This is a genomic window from Pseudonocardia sp. TRM90224 (assembly GCF_021245725.1).
Taxonomy (GTDB): Bacteria; Actinomycetota; Actinomycetes; order Mycobacteriales; family Pseudonocardiaceae; genus Pseudonocardia.
Genome location: NZ_JAJGSX010000002.1, coordinates 53,160 through 69,970, shown reverse-complemented (window position 1 = coordinate 69,970; position 16,811 = coordinate 53,160). Strand labels below are relative to the sequence as shown.

Below are 16,811 nucleotides of genomic sequence, written 5' to 3'. Positions count from 1 at the left end.
ATCCCGGCGCCAGTGGCCGCCGCGTGTCCGGGGACACGTCGACAACGACGTTCTGGTCGTTTGTTAGCGCTCACAACAGCCAGAACGTCGTTGTCGACGGTCACCCCCGGGCTAGCGCAGGTGCGAGTCGAACCAGTTCAGGGTGCGCTGCCAGGCGTCGGCGGCGGCGTCGGGGTCGTTGTCGAAGCGGTAGCCGGTGTGCGGGTAGACGACGACGTCGGTGGCGACCTCCGACGACGCCGCGGCGTCGCGCAGCCGCGCGATCTGCGGGTCCTGCTCGCCCTCGGCTGCCTCGCCGTAGATCCCCAGCCACGGGCAGGTGAGCCCCGGGGCCGCATCGATGAGCGCGGGGAGGCCGGACGTCGGCGCGGTCGTCACACCCTCGCCGGCGACCGAGACCGCGGCCCCGAGCGTGCGTTTGGCGGCGACCAGCAGCGCGACCGAGCCGCCGAGGTCGAATCCGATGATGCCCATGCGGTCGGCGCTGATGTCGTGGTCGGCGAGCCAGCCGAACGCGGTGTCGGTGTCGGCCATGACCTGCTCGCCCTCGAGGCGGTCGACCTGTTCCTGGACCTGCCCGTCGTCGCCGTCGAGCTCATCGGCGCCGTCGCGGTGGTAGAGATGAGGTGCGACGGTGAGCCAGCCGTCCCCGGCGAGACCGTGCACGAGGCCCCGTACGGCGTCGGTGACCCCGCGAGCTTCGTGCAGTACGACGATCCCCCCGCGGACCGAGCTGACCGGTTCTGCGACCGTGAGTCGCAGCGCGCTTCCGTCGACCAGTGGCACGGTCTCCGTGCGGATTTCGGTCATGCGTCCAGAGTGTCAGAACATGCGTTCCTCCACCGACCGTAGATGCTTAGGGTGACGAGCATGACCCTGATCCGCCCCGACCTCGACGCCATCCCCGCTTACGTCCCTGGCCGCACGATCCCCGGGGCGATCAAGCTGGCGAGCAACGAGGTGCCGCTCCCGCCCACCGCGCCGGTGCTCGCGGCGATCGCGGAGGCCGCCGCCGGCGGCAACCGCTACCCCGACGCGGGCGTGGGCGCCCTGTCGGCACGGATCGCGGCGTCGCTCGGGGTCGATCAGTCGCGGGTGGCCGTGGGCTGCGGCTCGGTCAGCATCTGCCAGCAGCTCGTCCAGGCCACGTGCCTCGACCCGGCCGACGAGGTGCTCTACGCGTGGCGGTCGTTCGAGGCGTACCCGATCGTCGCGAAGGTCGCGGGCGCGACGGTCCGCACGGTGCCGCTCACCGAGGACTTCCGCCACGACCTCGACGCGATGGCAGCCGCCATCACGCCCCGGACGCGGCTGGTGATGGTGTGCAGCCCGAACAACCCGACCGGAACCGTGGTCACGCCCGCCGAGCTCGGCCGGTTCCTCGACACCGTCGGCCCGCGGGTGATCGTCGCGCTCGACGAGGCGTACCACGAGTACGTCACCGACCCCGAGGCCGCCGACGGGATGTCGCTCATCGACGCCCACCCCAACCTCGTCGTGCTGCGGACCTTCTCGAAGGCGTACCGGCTCGCGGCGCTGCGGGTCGGCTACGCGGTCGCGTCGCCGGAGGTCGCCGCCGCGCTGCGCAAGGTGTGCGTGACGTTCAGCGTGAGCGGTGTCGCGCAGGCCGCGGCGATCGCGGCGCTCGACGACGCCGAGAACCTCCTCGCGGCCTGCGCGGAGACGGCCACCGAGCGGGTCCGGGTGCGCGACGCGCTGCTGGAGGCCGGCTACACGGTGCCGCCGACGCAGGCCAACTTCGTCTGGCTCGCGCTCGGCGAGCGCGCGCTTGCGTTCGCGGAGCACTGCCTCGACCACAAGCTGGTCGTGCGCCCGTTCGCGGGCGACGGGGTGCGGGTCACGGTGTCGTCGCCGGAAGAAAATGATCTTTTCCTCGCGGCGGCACGTTCATTCGACCGATGACGAATTGATACGTGCATGGTGAACCACCGTGCGGTTCACTCACATGCATGAGCTATTACCCGCCGCCCGGTACGTCTCCGCAGGGCGCTGGGGCGCCCGTACCCACTAGCTCCGAGGAGCGGACCTGGGCCCTCGCCGCGCACGTCGGCAGCATCGTCACCGCGTGGTTCGCGCTGGGCGCGATCGCGCCGCTGATCGTGCTGCTGGTCAAGGGCAAGGAGTCGGCCTTCGTCCGTCGCCACGCGGTTGAGTCGCTCAACTTCCAGATCAACGCGCTGGTCTGGACGGTTGTGCTCGGCCTGACGTTGTTCCTGCTGATCGGGTTCGTCCTGCTGCCCCTGTACGGGATCTTCTGGTTGATCTTCGTGATCCTGGGGACGGTCAAGGCGTCGCAGGGCGAGGAGTTCCACTACCCGATGACCGTCCGCGTCGTCACCTGAGCCGCTACGACGAAGAACGGCCCGGTCCCGAGTTGCTCGGGGCCGGGCCGTTCTCTTGCCGAAGGTCAGCTGCTGACGCTGCGCCTGCCCCAGATCCCGGCGACGAGCGCGACGCCGATGGCGGCGACGATCACCTGGATGATCAGCTCGATCCAGTCGATGCCGTTCGTGTCGGCGACGCCGAAGAGGCGTGCGATGAACGTGCCGATGAACGCGGCGACGATACCGACCACGATGGTCAGCCAGATCGGGATGTTCTGCTTGCCGGGGACGATGAGGCGGCCCACGAACCCGATGATGGCGCCAAGGATGATGGCCTGGATGATATTGATGATCATGCGATCTCCCGACGTGTAGGCGAGCCGGTGCCCTGAGGACTCGCGTGATCACTGAGTAGCACGGAGTGACCAACGGCGCACGTCATAGCACGCCTTGACACCCGAAGCGTTATGGGGTCGTCGTCATCCGTTCAGCCCATCGGGCGAAATCGCTTCAGTAATCGAATTTCAGGATTCCAGGATGTAGCCCTCGCCGCGCACGGTCCTGATCCGATCCGGCCCGATCTTGCGGCGCAGGTACGAGATGTACACCTGCACGAGGTTCGCCGACGCCGGCTCCGACCACACCTCGCGGGCTAGCTTGCTCGGCGCGACGACCTCGCCGGGCGCGCCCATGAGCGCCAGCAGCAGCGCGTACTCCGTCGGCGAGAGCGAGACCGGCGCGCCGTCGACGACGACCTCGCCGAACTCGGTGTCGACGGTCAGCTCGCCCTGCCGCAGCAGCGAGCTCTCCGCCGGCGGACCGAGGCGCAGTCGTAAGCGGATGCGCGCGGCCAGCTCGTCGACGGCGAAGGGGCGCAGCAGGTAGTCGTCACGGTCGCCGCGCAGCATGCCGAGCAGCGCGGAGCGGCGCTCGCGGGGCGTGACCGCGATGACGGGCACGTTCGGCGCCTCCGACTGCACGGCGGCGAGCACGGCCGACTGGTCGGGGCCGGGCAGCTCGACGTCGAGCACGAGCAACGCCGGGTCGCCGGACCGCACGGCGTCGAGCACGCCGATGCCGTCGGTGACCGCGCTGACGCTCACGCCTTCCGAACGGAGGCTGCGCAGCACGGAGGCCGACGCCGCTGTGGGGGGCAGCGCCAGCAAGACATGATCGTTCGGGGGCGTGGACACACGCACCGACGACACGGGTGCCGTCAAGTACGAGGACGCACCCCCCGGGGGAGCGACGGGGAGCATCCCGCCCACTCTCTCGTGTCGGGCGTCCGATAACAATCGGCTAACGGAGCGAACACACCCGGCCGAGTGAAGGCGGATACCCGGAGCTGAGAGTGATGTTGGGCCGAACGGAGTACACGGGCTCGCCGCCAGGCCCGATGGAGTGCAATCCGGCGCGCATGAACGACCTGTCGGCGCGCCTACGCGTAAGTAGCTCTCAGGTTGACGATCACACGGCGCGTCTCTCTCTAAGGTTCCCGCCGACGCTGCGCGAGCCGGATGTAACGGAACCGCAGCCCTTGACCTGATCACTGCGCAGCACCCCTCGTCCCGCCCGGCGCTCCCCACCGGGCGGGACGAGTCGTTTCCGCGCACTTTCTCGGCTGACGACCCGCTGTGCACCTCTGGCAACTCACCGTCCATCGGCCTACCGTTGACGGTGCCCGGGTCCGGGCCGTGCCCCGGAAGGGCACGGGGGTGCGCCATGGGTCTTCTGGAGGTCCTGCTGGGTTTCGCCGGCGCGGGCGGGCTCTGGTTCCTCGCCGGTTTCAAGGTGGTGCGGCAGTTCGAGCGCGGGGTCGTCTTCCGGTTCGGGAAGGTCCAGCCGGCCGTGCGCGAACCGGGGCTCACCCGCATCAACCCGGGCGTCGATCGCATCCGCAAGGTCAACATGCAGATCGTGACGATGCCGGTGCCGAGCCAGGACGGCATCACCCGCGACAACGTGACCGTGCGGGTCGACGCCGTCGTCTACTTCAAGGTCGTCGACCCCGTCTGCGCGATCGTCGACGTGCAGGACTACACCTCCGCGATCGGGCAGGTCGCGCAGACGTCCTTGCGCTCCATCATCGGCAAGAGCGACCTCGACGACCTGCTTTCCAACCGCGAGCACCTCAACGAGGGCCTGGAGCTGCTCATCGACAGCCCGGCCCTGGGCTGGGGAGTCCACATCGACCGGGTGGAGATCAAGGACGTCGCGCTGCCGGAGGGCATGAAGCGCTCGATGTCGCGGCAGGCGGAGGCGGAGCGTGAGCGGCGGGCGCGCGTGATCAGCGCCGACGGCGAGCTGCAGGCCTCGGAGAAGCTCGCGCAGGCGGCTGCGGCGATGTCGCAGCACCCCGCCGCGCTGCAGCTGCGCCTGCTGGAAACGGTCGTGCAGGTCGCGGCGGAGAAGAACTCGACGCTCGTGCTGCCGTTCCCCGTCGAGCTGCTGCGCTTCCTGGAGGCCTCCACGGAGCGGGTGATCCGGGAGACGGAGGCCCAGGCCGTCGAGCAGCCGGCGGTCGAGCAGCCGGCGGTCGAGCCGAAGGGCAACGGCAAGCCGGCGACGCTCGGCTAGCCGAGTTCGACGACCGTCACGCCGGCGTGGGCCGGCACCGGCGCGTTCATGGCCATGAGCGCGGCCGGGACGTCGTCGAGCCCGATCCGCCGCCCGATCAACCGGTCGAGATCGAGACCGGCCTGCTCGACGACCTGGAGCATCTGCGGGTACTCGTGCGCCTGCAGGCCGTGCGTGCCCACGATCCGCAGCTCGCGGGCGATCACCTCGTGCATCGGGATCGGCGCGACGCCCTGCTGCGGTGGCATCAGCCCGACCTGGACGTGCGTGCCGCGCTTGCGCAGCGACGACACCGACGCCGCGCACGTCGCGGGCAGCCCGACGCAGTCGAGGGAGAGGTGCGCGCCGCCGCCGGTGATCTCGACGACCGCGGCGGCGGTATCGGGGACATCGAGGCCGTGCACGGTCGCGGTCGCGCCGAGCTCGACGGCGAGATCCAGCGCGGCGCGGGTGATGTCGATAGCGATCACCTTCGCGCCGGCCGCCGCCGCGAGCATGACCGCGGAGATGCCCGCGCCGCCGCACCCGTGCACAGCGACCCACTGGCCGGCGCGGACGTCGCCCTGGCGGAGCACGGCGCGGAACGCCGTGGCGAACCGGCAGCCCAGCGCGGCCGCGCTGCTGGCCGACAGATCGTCCGGGATCGGCACGAGGTTGATCTCCGCCATGTCGATCGCGACCCGTTCGGCGAACGAGCCCCAGTGCGTCGCACCGGGCTGGAACTGGCGGTCGCAGATCTGCTGCATCCCCACCGCGCACTCGGCGCACCGCCCGCAGGCGCAGACGAACGGCACCGTGACCCGGTCGCCGACGTGCCAGCCGTGCACCGCCGACCCCAGCTCGACGATCCGGCCGGCGAGCTCGTGCCCGGCGACGTGGGGCAGCGAGACGCTCGTGTCGTGGCCCTGCAGCGAGTGCCAGTCGCTGCGGCAGACGCCGGTGGCCTCGACGGCGATCACCACGCCGTCCGGGGTGGGCACCGGCTCCGGCACCGTCCGCACCACCGGCTCGACCCCGAACTCCTCGATCACGACAGCGCGCACACCGCAACCGTAGGCGAGGAGTTCCCCACCGTTTTGGGCACTTGCGCGCCGATTCAGCGCGCATCCACCCAAAACGGTGGGGAAGTCAGGACCGGAAGAGGGTCGCGAGGTGGGTGTCGGAGGCGCGGAGCGCGGCCATGTCGAACGTCGAGGTGGAGGCGAGCAGCTCGTCTGCTCCCGTCCGGGCGAAGAGGTCGTGCAGCTCGTCCGCGACCGTCGAAGGGTCGCCGTGGACGGTGCGGCCGACGGCGTCCTCGACGACCGTGCGTTGCCGCGGTGAGAGCGGCCGGTCGACGTCGACCGGCTCCAGCGCGGGGAACTGCCCCGTCGTGCGCGCGGCGGCGAGCGCCCAGGCCTCCGGCAGCGCCAGCTCGCGGGCAGCGGCGACGGACTCGGCGATGAGCACGTCGCGCGAGACCACCACGTACGGCGTGCTGCCGGCCGCGGTCGCCCGGGCGCGGTAGTCGGCGAGCGCGTCGCCGATCTCGGGGCCGTCGAGCACCGGCCCGCCGACGACGACCGGCAGCCCGGCATCGCCCGCAACCGCCAGCCCGCGGCCGGTGGCCAGCACGAACACCGGGACGGGGCGGTCGAGCTTCGGGCGGGCGGTCACGGCGGCGGTGCCGTTCAGGTAGGCGCGCAGCTCTTCGAGGTCGTCGACGAACGTGTCGGGGTCGGCCGCCCGCCGCAGCGCGTCGCGCACGGGAGGGGTGAAGCCGAGCGACCTGCCGACGCCGAGGTCGATCCGCCCCGGGTACAGCGCGTCGAGCATCGCGAACTGCTCCGCGACGACGAGCGGCTGGTGGTTGGGCAGCATCACGCCGCCGGAACCGACCCTGATCCGTTCCGTGCGTCCCGCGACCGCCGCGACCAGCACCGGCGGGCTCCCGCTGGCGATACCCGGCACGGCGTGGTGCTCGGCCACCCAGAACCGGTGGTAGCCGAGCTCCTCGGCAAAGACGGCGCGATCGACGGTGTGCCGCAACGCGACCGCGTCGGGTTCGCCGACGCGCGTGCGTGAGCGGTCGAGCAGCGAGAGGCGAACCGAAGGGAACATCAACCCGGGGAACGTGCCGCCCCGGGCCGGCATTCCGTCAGCCGATTCGGCGCTTCGTGTGGCTGCGCGGCCCGCGGCCCTGCTGGCCCTGGAAGCCGGCCTGTGGCCCGACGTGCGACGGCGCGGCCTTCTTCGCCTTCGCCCGGCGCGCGGCGCGGTTCAACGGCTCCTCGGGCTCGGCGGCCGTCTCCTCGACGCCGGTGCCCTCGGCGGAAGTGGACTCCGCGGTGGTGTCGGCGGTGGCGTTCGCGGGGGCGTCGGCGGGTGTTTCGGGGCGCTTCGACGATGACATGGGGACCTCCGAGAGGTGTGGGTGAAAGGGTGCGGCGGAAGCGGGCTCAGAGGATCACCGGCCGAGGATATCGGGCCGGGTCGTCGAAGACCGCGGGATTGCCTCCGCGTCAGCCGGTGAGGCCGCGCCGGGTCAGCAGCGGGCCGATCTCGGGGTCGCGCCCGCGGAACGCGCGGTAGGCCTCCATCGGGTCCACCGAACCACCGCGGGAGAGCAGCTCACGCCGGAACGTCTCCCCGTTCGCCCTGGTCAGGCCGCCGTTCTTGGTGAACCACTCGACGGTGTCGGCGTCGAGCACCTCGCTCCAGATGTAGGAGTAGTAGTTCGCCGAGTAGTTGCTGGCGAAGGCGTGGTTGAAGTACGTCGTCCGGTATCGCGGCGGCGCCGTCGGCACCGCGACGCCGGCCGTCGCGATCGCGTCGGCCTCGAACTGCTCCACGTCGGTGACGGTGTCGTCCGTCGTGATGCGGTGCCACGCCTGGTCGAGCAGGGACGCGGCGAGGTACTCGGTGGTCGCGAAGCCCTCGCCGAACCGCCGCGACGCCGCGAGCCGCTCGACCAGCTCCGCCGGCAGGTGCTGCCCCGTGACGTGGTGGCGCGCGTAGTTCTTGAGCACCTCCGGGTGCTCCAGCCACATCTCGTTGACCTGCGACGGGAACTCGACGAAGTCGCGCGGCACACCCGTTCCGGCGAACGTGGGGTACCGGACTTCGGAGAGCAGCCCGTGCAGGGCGTGGCCGAACTCGTGGAAGATCGTCCGCACGGAGTCGATCGAGAGCAGGGTCGGCTCGCCGTCGGCGGGGCGCGGGATGTTGAGCGTGTTCAGCACGACGGGCCGGGTGCCGAGCAGGTGCGACTGCGTGACGAACGAGTTCATCCACGCCCCGCCGCGCTTGGAGTCGCGGGCGTAGAAGTCGGCGACGAACAGGCCGATGTGCTCGTCCTCACGGAACACGTCGAAGACACGCGCGTCGGGGTGGTAGCAGGTCAGGTCGTCGCGCTCGTTGAAGTACAGCCCGTAGAGCCGCTCGGCGGCGAAGAAGACCCCGTCGTGCAGGACGCGTTCGAGCTCGAGGTACGGCCGCAGCATGTCGGCGTCGAGGGTGAACCGCTCGCGACGCAGCCGTTCGGCGTGGAGCGCGCGGTCCCACGGCTCGATCGGGTGTCCCGCCGCCTCGGCCAGCTCGTCGGCCTCCGCGCGGGCGTTGGCGGCCGCAACCGGGGCGAGCTTGCCGAGCATCGCGTCGACGGCGTCGACGGTCCCGGCCGTGCCGATCTCGACGACCCACGACGCATGGTGCGGGTGCCCGAGCAGCCGGGCCCGTTCCGCGCGCAGCGCCACCATCCGCAGGACGGTCTCGCGCGTGTCGTGCTCGTTGCCGCGCGCACCCCGGGTGACCGACGCCGTGTGCAGCCGCTCCCGCAGCTCCCGGTTGGTCAGCGCGGCGAGCGCCGGCTGGGCCGTCGGGAGCACGAGCGTGATCAGGTGCCCGGGCAGCCCTCTTGCCTGCGCGGCCTGGGCGGCGGCCGAGACGGCGTCCGGGGCCAGCCCGTCGAGCAGCGCGGTGTTCTCGACGTGCACGGCGGCGTCGTTCGCCTCCGCCTGCAGCTTCGCGCCGAAGGCCGTGGAGAGCGCGGAGAGCTCGGCGTTCAGCTCCCGCAGCCGCTCCTGGTCGGCGGGCCCGAGCAGCGCGCCGGCGCGGACGGCGTCGCGGTGGCGTCGCTCCAGCAGCCGCAACGACTCCGGGTCGAGGTCGAGGTCGGCGCGCTTCTCGTGCAGCTCGTCGATCCTGGCGAACAGCGCGGGGTCGAGCATGATCGCGTCGGAATGCGCGGCGAGCTGCGGCGCAACCTCGGCCTCGACGGCCCGGATCCCGGGTGTGCTGCACGAGCCGACGAGCGTGAAGAACACGCTCGACACCCTGGACAGCCGCCGCCCGGAGCGTTCCAGCGCGACGATCGTGTTCTCGAACGTCGGTGCCTCGCGCCGGGACGTGATCGCATCGACCTCGGCGCGCTGCTCCGCCATGCCCGCGGTGAACGCGGGAGCGAAGTGCTCCTCCCGGATGGCGTCGAAGTCGGGGAATGCGAACGGCAGCGCGCTCGGGGCCATGAACGGGTCGGCAGTCACCCGCGCGAGCATATGGCCCATGGCACACGTCCGGGTCGGAGTCGGGGCCGTCGTCCGCGAAGGCGAGCGGATCCTCGTGCTCCGCAGAGCAGGCGCGCACGGCGCCGGCACGTGGGGGCTGCCGGGCGGGCACCAGGAGTTCGGCGAGTCGCCCGAGGAGACGGCGGTGCGCGAGGTCGCCGAGGAGACCGGGCTGATCGTCGCCGCGCGGTCGCGACTCGGCTTCACCGACGATCCCATGCCCGAGATCGGGCGGCACTACGTCACGCTCTTCATCGGCTGCGAGCGGCTGACGGGGGAGGCGCAGGTAATGGAGCCGGAGAAGGCGACGGATCTGGCCTGGCTGACCCCGGACGAGCTGCGCGCCCGGCACGACGAGCTGTTCGCCCCGCTGCACCGGTTCCTTGACCTGAACCCGAGGTCAACAACAACGATGTGACGCATGGACGTCGACGCCTACCTCGCCCGGATCAACGCCGCCCGACCGGCCGCGCCGACCGTGGACGCGCTCACCGAGCTGATGCGCGCCCACATCCGCAACGTCCCGTTCGAGAACTACGACATCGTGTTCAAGGTGCCCCTGTCGTTGGCGGTCGACGACCTCTTCGACAAGGTCGTGCGGCGCGGTCGCGGCGGGTTCTGCTACGAGCTCAACGGTCTCTTCGCGGAGCTGCTGCGCGAGCTGGACTACGAGGTCACGCTGGTCTCGGCGTTCGACGTCGACGCCGACGGCAGGCGTGGGCCCGACTTCGAGCACTTGCGCCTGGTCGTCGGCACCGAGGCCGGCCCGATGATCGTCGACATCGGGAACGGGGCGCGGTGGGACCGGCCGGTGCCGCTGCGGGTGGGCGAGCACGGGCACTTCCGCGTCGAGCACGACGGCGAGGTGTGGTGGACCGCCACACGCGGCAAGGACGGGCAGTGGGAACGCGAGTGGTCGTGGACGGCGCAGCCGCGGGAGCTGGCCGAGTTCACCGAGCGCTGCCGGTTCCAGGAGACCGACCCCGGGTCGCACTTCTCCCGCACCCGCCGCGCCGTGATCGCCGTCGACGGCGGGCGGATCGGGCTGCGCGACGGTGTGTTCAGCGAGACCGGCCGGCCGGACCGGGTGGTCGGCACGGACGAGGAGTACGCGCTGCTCAAAGACCGCTTCGGCATCACGTTGAAGTCGCAGTGGGTCGTGTACACCCCCGTCCGCCCGGCGTAGCCCCCGATCGGGGAGTTCGGCGGCCGCCCCCGCAAGTTGCCCACCGTTTTGCCAACCTGCACACCCTGGAGGGCCTGCAAGTTGGCAAAACGGTGGGGAAGTTCAGCGGCCGCGCAGGACGTAGCGCTGGACCTTGCCGCTCGGCGTCTTCGGCAGGCTGTCGACGATGTGCACGGTGCGCGGGTAGGCGTGCGCGGCGAACCGGGTCTTGACGAGCTGACGCAGCTCCTCGCCGAAGCCGGGGCCGGGGTCCGTGCCGGGCTTGAGGACGACGAACGCCTCCAGCACCTCACCGCGCAACGGGTCCGGCATCCCGACGACGGCGGCCTCGGCGACCGCCTCGTGCTGCACGAGCACGCTCTCGACCTCGAACGGGCCGATCCGGTAGCCGGCCATGATGATCACGTCGTCGTCGCGCGACGAGAAGAAGTAGTAGCCGTTCTCGTCGACGCTGCCGGCGTCGCCGGTCAGGTACCAGCGCCCGTCCGCCGTGTATCTGGCGGCGGTGCGTTCCGGGTCGCCCGCGTAGCCGCCGAACCACAGCAGCGGGCTGCCCGGCACGTCGATCGCGACCCGGCCCTGCACGCCCGGCGGCGCAGGCTGGTCGGAGTCGTCGGCGAGCACGGCCGTGCTCCATCCCGGCAGCGTCCTGCCCATCGAGCCGGGCAGCACGTCGGCCCGCACCTCGTCGGCCCAGCCGTTGGCGATCACCATGCCGTGCTCGGTCTGTCCGTAGTGGTCGCGGACCTCGACGCCCAGCGCGCCCGCCGACCACTCCACGACGTCGGGGGTCAGCGGCTCGCCCGCACTCGACGCCCGGCGGAGCGCGAGCCCGGCCGGCGGCCCGTCGGCGTCCGCCGCGAGGGCCCGGTAGACGGTGGGCGCGGCGGCGAGGTTGGTCACGCGCAACCGCTCCAGTACCTGCCAGGTCAGCGGCGCGGAGAACCCGGCACGCAGCAGGACGCTGCGCCGCCCGGCCGCGAGCGGCGCGATGATCGCGTAGTACAGCCCGTACGCCCACCCCGGGTCGGCCGCGTTCCAGTAGACGTCGTCGGTGCGCACGTCGAGCCCGAGCTCCAGGTAGGCGACGAACGACGCGACTGCCCGCAGCGGCACCGCGACGCCCTTGGGGTCGCCGGTCGTCCCCGACGTGAAGAGCAGCACGAGCGGCCCGTCGCCGCCGACGGTCGCGACCTGCGTGTCCTCGTCCGCGACCGCCATCAGCGCGTCGAACGAGTGCTCGCCGCGCCCCGGCTCACCGCCGACGACGACGAGCTGCCACGACGGCGCGGCCGGGATGCCTTCGCCTGCCGCCAGCTTGCCGCGCTGGTCGGCGTCGACGACGACGAGCTTCGCCTCGGCGGCGAGCAGCCGCAGCGAGATCGCCGGCCGGGCGAACGCGGTGAACAGCGGCACGTGCACGGCGCCGCGCCGCCAGATCCCGAGCAGTGCCACCACGAGCTCGACCGACTTGCCCATCAGCACGCCGACCGCGTCGCCCTGGTCGATCCCGAGGTCGGTGAGCGCCGAGGCGAACCGGGCACTCTCCCTGCGCAGCTCGCCGAACGTCACATTGCGGGTGGAGAGGTCGCGCTCGACGACGGTGAACGCCACCGTCTCCTCGGGGTGCGTGTCGCAGAGCAGCTCGGCGGCGCAGGCGTCGGGGGCGGCGAACCGGGCGATCAGGGCATCGATCACCTACCCATCCTGCCGTCTAGCGGGCGCTGGATCGACGAGCGTGGCCGCCTTCTCACCGAGAGCGACGGCCGCGGCAGCCGTCCCGCGGCGCGGCGCCTGCGGCAGGACGGACGTGTCGACGATCCGCAGTCCGGCCAGCCCCAGCACGCGGAGCTGCGGATCCACGACCCTGCCGAGCGCCGCGCTGCCGCACATGTGCATCGACGTCGTGAGGTGTGCGGCGACCCAGCCGTCGAGCGTGCGGTCGTTCCCCAGCACCGCGCCGTCCGGTGAGGTGCGGCGCCCGAGCCCGGCGCGCAGCAGCTCGGCCGCGGTCCGGATGGCGTGGCGCAGCCGGCGCCGGTCGGACTCGGTGCGCAGGTAGTGGTAGCCGATCACGGGCAGGCCGGTGGGGGAGAGCGAGATCGTGCCCCGGCTCTCCGGCTGCTGCAGGGCGCACATCAGGTGCAGCTCGCCGCCCGGCACGAACGGGCGGACGAACAGCAGCACCTCGACGTCGCCGGCCGGGTCGGCGCCGGTGTCGAGGTGCAGCACGACCTGGCTGTTCGTCGCGTCCGGATGCGCCGGCGGATCGGTGTCGGCGAAGGGCAGGAAGACGGCGGGGTGGTCGGACCAGCCCGTCCCGACGCCCGGCAGGTCGTGCCGGACCTCGATCCCGCAGGCCCGCAGGTCGTCGGCCGGCCCGATGCCGGAACGCAGCAGCAGGTGCGCCGTGCCGATGGCGCCGGCGGCCAGCACCACCTCGCCCGCCTCGACCAGGCCCCCGCCGACGAGCTCGACGCCGACGGCACGCGTGCCGTCGAGCACGATCCGCGCGGCGGTGGCTCCCGTGCGGATCTGCAACCCGGGCACGTCCCTCAGGTAGGCGGTGGCGGCGTCGACCCGGATGCCGTCGACGACGTTGCCGGGCACCAGCCCGTACCCCGGCGGTGCTCCGGCGTTCTTATCGGGCTCCTCGGCGTAGCCGAGCCGGCGCGCGGCCTCGGCGAACCGCTCGGCAGCGGGATGCAGCAACGCGCCGGACGGGCGCCCGACCGGGATCGGGCCATGCGCCCCGTGCAGTGGGCCGGACATGTCGAGATCCGTCTCCGAGCCGACGAAGTGCGGCAGCAGCTCGTCCCACGCCCAACCGTCGGCGGGGGTCGGGCGCATCCAGTTGGCGCCGTTGACCGCGCTCGACCCGCCGAGCCCACGCCCTCTCGGCACGACGGCCGGGCTGCCGGCGCGCAGCTCGGCCGCAAACGCCCAGTTCTGCGGATGGCTCGGCCGGCTCGCCGCGAGCGACGACGCGCGCCGCAGCTCGGGCGCCCAGTCCGCGGGCCCCGCTTCCAGCAGTAGGACGTCCCCGCCCACGCGTGCGGCGAACGCGCAGCCCGCCGAGCCCGCGCCCACCACAACCGTGTCGACCACGTGAGGGAGGATGGCACCCGATGGACGATCTCGTGCACGACCTCGCCGCCTTCATCACCGCAGCGCCCACGCCGTACCACGCGGCGGCGGAAGGTGCCCGAAGGTTGGAGGAGGCCGGCTTCACCGAGCAGGACCTCGCCGGCCCGTGGGACGGCGGATCGGGCGGGCGCTACCTCCAGCGCGACGGCACGCTGCTGGCCTGGTTCGTCCCGGAGACGGCCGCGCCCGACACCCCGATGCGGATCTTCGCGGCGCACACCGACTCGCCGACGCTCAAGGTCAAGCCGGTGCCCGATACCGGCCGCGGCGGCTGGCGGCAGGTGGCCGTCGAGGTCTACGGGGGGCCGCTCTGGAACTCGTGGCTCGACCGCGACCTGGGTCTCGCCGGCCGGCTCGCGCTCTACGACGGCAGCACCGTGCTCGTCGACGTGCACCGGCCGCTGCTGCGGGTGCCGCAGCTCGCGATCCACCTCGACCGGCAGGTCAACCAGGGCCTCACCCTCGACGCGCAGCAGCACCTGCTGCCGATCTGGGGTCTCGGCGCGCCCGCGGAGGGCGACCTGCTGGAGTTCCTGGCCAGCGAGGCCGGCATCGACCCCGACGAGATCGCCGCGCACGACCTCGTGGTGCACGACGTCAACCCGCCTGCTCTCCTCGGTGAGGAGGAGGAGCTGCTCGCGGCTCCCCGGCTGGACAACCTCGTCTCCGTGCACGCCGGGATCGGCGCGCTGCTCGCCGCCGCCGCTCGTGATCTCGACGTGATCCCGGTCTTCGTCGGGTTCGACCACGAGGAGACGGGCAGCGAGTCGGCGACCGGCGCGGCCGGCCCGTTGCTGGAGACGGTGCTGACGAAGGTCGCGGGCGGTTTCGACGCGCGCGGTGCGGCCTTCGCCGGCTCGCGGTGCCTTTCGGTCGACGTCACGCACGCCGCGCACCCGAACTACCTCGAGAACCACGACCCCGGACACCGCTCGCTGCCCAACCACGGCCCGACGCTCAAGGTCAACGCGAACCAGCGCTACGCGACGGACGCGCCGGGCGCGGCCGCGTGGCAGCGCGCGTGCCGCGACGCCGGAGTGCCGACCCAGGTGTTCGTCGGGAAGAACACCGTCCCGTGCGGGACGACGGTCGGCCCGATCGTCGCTACGAGGCTCGGCATCCGGACCGTCGACGTCGGGATCCCCGTGCTGTCGATGCACTCCGCGCGAGAGCTGTGCGGGGTGCGCGACCCGGCCCACCTCGCCGCGGCGGCGACGGCGTTCCTCTCCGACCCGATCTGATCCGCCCGATCTGATCCGCCCGAATCGGATTTGATCCGAAGAGAACGTATCTACGCGCTGCCTCCCGCACTCATGATCCATGGCGGGTGGCGGTAGCCGGGGGCATCGCCACCCGCTCCGCGAGGGGCCCCGCTCCGCTGGAGGACGTCAGGAAAGGCATTTTCATGCAACGACGTTGCATGAAAGTGGCTTTCCTGACCTTCGGCGCAGGCGTCAGCGCGGCTGCACGTGTCGGAGCATGACGGTCGCCAGCACCGCGGCCGCCCCCACGACGACGGCCCCGACCACCGCTGTCACCTGCACCCCGCTGACGAACGCGAGGCGGGCGGCTTCGAGCAGCGGCTCGCCGATCGCCGCCGGCAGCCCGCCGGCCACGTCGACCGCCCCGCCGAGCGTGTCGGTCGCCACCTCCGCGGCCGTGGCGGGCACGCCGGCCGGCATCGTGGCCGCCAGCTCGCCGCGGTAGACCGCAACGCCGGCCGTGCCCAGCACCGCCATGCCGAGCGCCGCGCCGAACTCCGCCCCGGTCTCCGAGAGCGACGACGCCTCGCCTGCGCGTTCCGGCGGTGCGCTGGCCAGCACGAGGTCGGTCGCCAGCGCGGCGACGAGCCCGATCCCGCACGCCATCAGCGAGCTGGCGCCGACCAGCATCCCGATGCTGCTGTCGATCTGCAGCTGGGACAGCCAGCCGAACCCGCACGTCGCGACGACCAGCCCGCCCCCCGCCACGTAGGCCGGGCGGGTCCAGCGGGTCGCCACGGCCGCGACGACCGTCCCGATCATCATCGCCACGAACATCGGCACGCTCCACAGCGCGGCGACGAACGGGCTGAACCCGAGCACGAGCTGCATGTACTGCGACGACGCGATGCCGAAGCCCATGATCGCGAACAGGGTCAGCATGTTCGTCCCGATCGAAACGGCGAACTCCCGGCGGCGGAACAACGTGAGGTCGATCATCGTGTCGGGCCGCCGCTGCCGTCGCAGGAACGCCGCGCCGAACGCGAGGCCGACCACCACCGCCACGCCGTTGGCGAGGGTCAGGCCGTCCTCAGCGGTCTTCTTGATCCCGTAGATCACCGGCAGCACCGCGGCGAGCGAGAGCACCGCGCTGGTGATGTCGAACTTGCCGGTGCCGGTTCCGCGGTGCTCGGGGAGCAGCAGCGGGCCCGCTACCAGCAGCACCACCATCGCTGGCACGTTGATCAGGAACACCGAGCCCCACCAGAAGTGCTCCAGCAGGATCCCGCCGATCACCGGGCCGACCAGCGAGCCGCCCGCGAACGCCGCCGTCCACATCGCGATCGCCGTGGTGCGCTGCCGGTCGTCGGTGAACATCGAGCGGATCAAGGAAAGCGTCGAGGGCGCGAGGGTCGCGCCCGCGACGCCCAGGAGCGCCCGTGCGCCGATCAGCATCTCGGCGCTCGACGCGAAGGCCGCCAGCACCGAAGCCGCGCCGAACGCCGCTCCGCCGATCATGAGCAGCCTGCGCCGCCCGATGATGTCGCCGAGCGAGCCCATCGTGACCAGCAGCCCGGCCAGCAGGAACCCGTAGATGTCGGCGATCCACAGCTGCTGCGAGCTCGACGGCGCCAGGTCGGCCGCAAGCGCGGGGAGCGCGAAGAACAGCACGGACATGTCCATCGAGACCAGCAGGCTCGGCAGCAGCAGCACGACGAGTCCGAGCCAGACCCGCCGTCCGGCCTTCGGGGTGGCGTCGTCCACCAACGCATCAGTCATGCCGGGCAGCGTGCGCGGTGCCGCGCACCGA

16 protein-coding genes are annotated in these 16,811 nt (G+C 72.0%); 6 read left to right on the top strand and 10 right to left on the bottom strand.

The genetic code is table 11. The features are described 5' to 3' along the window. Nucleotides 1-111 precede the first annotated feature (111 nt). Entirely contained in the window at nt 112-810 is a 699-nt protein-coding gene (locus LL648_RS04050; RefSeq protein ID WP_232661034.1) for a dienelactone hydrolase family protein, read from the bottom strand. A gap of 60 nt (nt 811-870) precedes the next feature. Between LL648_RS04050 and hisC the strand changes: the two genes are divergently transcribed. Further along, nucleotides 871-1,923: a histidinol-phosphate transaminase gene (gene hisC, locus LL648_RS04045; RefSeq protein WP_232661033.1), complete on the top strand. Its 1,053-nt coding sequence runs from the start codon at nt 871-873 to the stop codon at nt 1,921-1,923. 47 nt (nt 1,924-1,970) lie between these two features. Further along, nucleotides 1,971-2,363, top strand: a complete 393-nt coding sequence (locus LL648_RS04040; RefSeq protein ID WP_232661032.1) for a DUF4870 domain-containing protein — start codon at nt 1,971-1,973, stop codon at nt 2,361-2,363. Between the two features lie 65 nt (nt 2,364-2,428). Here the strand turns inward: LL648_RS04040 and LL648_RS04035 are convergent, their stop codons facing one another. Together LL648_RS04035 and LL648_RS04030 are read right to left on the bottom strand one after the other, a co-directional pair. Then, a complete protein-coding gene (locus tag LL648_RS04035) occupies nt 2,429-2,701 on the bottom strand; it encodes a GlsB/YeaQ/YmgE family stress response membrane protein (RefSeq protein ID WP_232661031.1) in 273 nt (90 codons plus the stop codon). 168 nt (nt 2,702-2,869) lie between these two features. Further along, complete coding sequence (locus LL648_RS04030) at nt 2,870-3,511, bottom strand: response regulator transcription factor (RefSeq protein ID WP_232661030.1); 642 nt, start codon at nt 3,509-3,511, stop codon at nt 2,870-2,872. 556 nt (nt 3,512-4,067) lie between these two features. Here LL648_RS04030 and LL648_RS04025 point away from each other — a divergent pair. Then, entirely contained in the window at nt 4,068-4,922 is an 855-nt protein-coding gene (locus tag LL648_RS04025) for a slipin family protein (RefSeq protein WP_232661029.1), read from the top strand. Here LL648_RS04025 and LL648_RS04020 read toward each other — a convergent pair. The 4 genes from LL648_RS04020 to LL648_RS04005 form a co-directional block, all read right to left on the bottom strand. Further along, nucleotides 4,919-5,965, bottom strand: a complete 1,047-nt coding sequence (locus LL648_RS04020) for a zinc-dependent alcohol dehydrogenase family protein (RefSeq protein WP_232661028.1) — start codon at nt 5,963-5,965, stop codon at nt 4,919-4,921. The genes LL648_RS04025 and LL648_RS04020 overlap by 4 nt on opposite strands. Nucleotides 5,966-6,050: 85 nt before the next feature. Then, complete coding sequence (locus tag LL648_RS04015; protein ID WP_232661027.1) at nt 6,051-7,055, bottom strand: MsnO8 family LLM class oxidoreductase; 1,005 nt, start codon at nt 7,053-7,055, stop codon at nt 6,051-6,053. Between the two features lie 4 nt (nt 7,056-7,059). Next, nucleotides 7,060-7,314, bottom strand: a complete 255-nt coding sequence (locus tag LL648_RS04010) for a hypothetical protein (protein ID WP_232661026.1) — start codon at nt 7,312-7,314, stop codon at nt 7,060-7,062. A gap of 109 nt (nt 7,315-7,423) precedes the next feature. Next, nucleotides 7,424-9,457, bottom strand: coding sequence for a M3 family metallopeptidase (locus LL648_RS04005; protein WP_232661025.1), 2,034 nt, complete (start codon nt 9,455-9,457; stop codon nt 7,424-7,426). A gap of 7 nt (nt 9,458-9,464) precedes the next feature. Here LL648_RS04005 and LL648_RS04000 point away from each other — a divergent pair, with 7 nt between their 5' ends. Continuing rightward, the gene (locus tag LL648_RS04000; RefSeq protein ID WP_232661024.1) at nt 9,465-9,884 is read left to right on the top strand and encodes a nucleotide triphosphate diphosphatase NUDT15; all 420 of its coding nucleotides are present in this window, start codon (nt 9,465-9,467) and stop codon (nt 9,882-9,884) included. A gap of 3 nt (nt 9,885-9,887) precedes the next feature. After that, entirely contained in the window at nt 9,888-10,652 is a 765-nt protein-coding gene (locus LL648_RS03995; protein ID WP_232661023.1) for an arylamine N-acetyltransferase family protein, read from the top strand. A gap of 102 nt (nt 10,653-10,754) precedes the next feature. Here LL648_RS03995 and LL648_RS03990 read toward each other — a convergent pair whose 3' ends face one another. Both LL648_RS03990 and LL648_RS44980 read right to left on the bottom strand, forming a co-directional pair. Then, the gene (locus LL648_RS03990; RefSeq protein ID WP_232661022.1) at nt 10,755-12,350 is read right to left on the bottom strand and encodes an AMP-binding protein; all 1,596 of its coding nucleotides are present in this window, start codon (nt 12,348-12,350) and stop codon (nt 10,755-10,757) included. Continuing rightward, nucleotides 12,351-13,760: a GMC family oxidoreductase gene (locus LL648_RS44980; RefSeq protein ID WP_232661021.1), complete on the bottom strand. Its 1,410-nt coding sequence runs from the start codon at nt 13,758-13,760 to the stop codon at nt 12,351-12,353. Nucleotides 13,761-13,780: 20 nt separating this feature from the next. Here LL648_RS44980 and LL648_RS03980 point away from each other — a divergent pair, with 20 nt between their 5' ends. Continuing rightward, nucleotides 13,781-15,040, top strand: coding sequence for a M18 family aminopeptidase (locus LL648_RS03980; RefSeq protein WP_232661020.1), 1,260 nt, complete (start codon nt 13,781-13,783; stop codon nt 15,038-15,040). 213 nt (nt 15,041-15,253) lie between these two features. On the opposite strand, the gene LL648_RS03975 is transcribed toward LL648_RS03980, so the two are convergent. Continuing rightward, entirely contained in the window at nt 15,254-16,780 is a 1,527-nt protein-coding gene (locus LL648_RS03975; RefSeq protein ID WP_232661019.1) for an MFS transporter, read from the bottom strand. Nucleotides 16,781-16,811 lie beyond the last annotated feature (31 nt).

Bases quoted from the DNA above. Each gene is read 5' to 3' on its own strand.
- LL648_RS04050 (WP_232661034.1), bottom strand. From the start codon at position 810: ATGACCGAAATCCGCACGGAGACCGTGCCACTGGTCGACGGAAGCGCG.
- hisC (WP_232661033.1), top strand. From the start codon at position 871: ATGACCCTGATCCGCCCCGACCTCGACGCCATCCCCGCTTACGTCCCT.
- LL648_RS04040 (WP_232661032.1), top strand. From the start codon at position 1,971: ATGAGCTATTACCCGCCGCCCGGTACGTCTCCGCAGGGCGCTGGGGCG.
- LL648_RS04035 (WP_232661031.1), bottom strand. From the start codon at position 2,701: ATGATCATCAATATCATCCAGGCCATCATCCTTGGCGCCATCATCGGG.
- LL648_RS04025 (WP_232661029.1), top strand. From the start codon at position 4,068: ATGGGTCTTCTGGAGGTCCTGCTGGGTTTCGCCGGCGCGGGCGGGCTC.
- LL648_RS04015 (WP_232661027.1), bottom strand. From the start codon at position 7,055: ATGCCGGCCCGGGGCGGCACGTTCCCCGGGTTGATGTTCCCTTCGGTT.
- LL648_RS04010 (WP_232661026.1), bottom strand. From the start codon at position 7,314: ATGTCATCGTCGAAGCGCCCCGAAACACCCGCCGACGCCCCCGCGAAC.
- LL648_RS04005 (WP_232661025.1), bottom strand. From the start codon at position 9,457: ATGCTCGCGCGGGTGACTGCCGACCCGTTCATGGCCCCGAGCGCGCTG.
- LL648_RS04000 (WP_232661024.1), top strand. From the start codon at position 9,465: ATGGCACACGTCCGGGTCGGAGTCGGGGCCGTCGTCCGCGAAGGCGAG.
- LL648_RS03995 (WP_232661023.1), top strand. From the start codon at position 9,888: ATGGACGTCGACGCCTACCTCGCCCGGATCAACGCCGCCCGACCGGCC.
- LL648_RS03980 (WP_232661020.1), top strand. From the start codon at position 13,781: ATGGACGATCTCGTGCACGACCTCGCCGCCTTCATCACCGCAGCGCCC.
- LL648_RS03975 (WP_232661019.1), bottom strand. From the start codon at position 16,780: ATGACTGATGCGTTGGTGGACGACGCCACCCCGAAGGCCGGACGGCGG.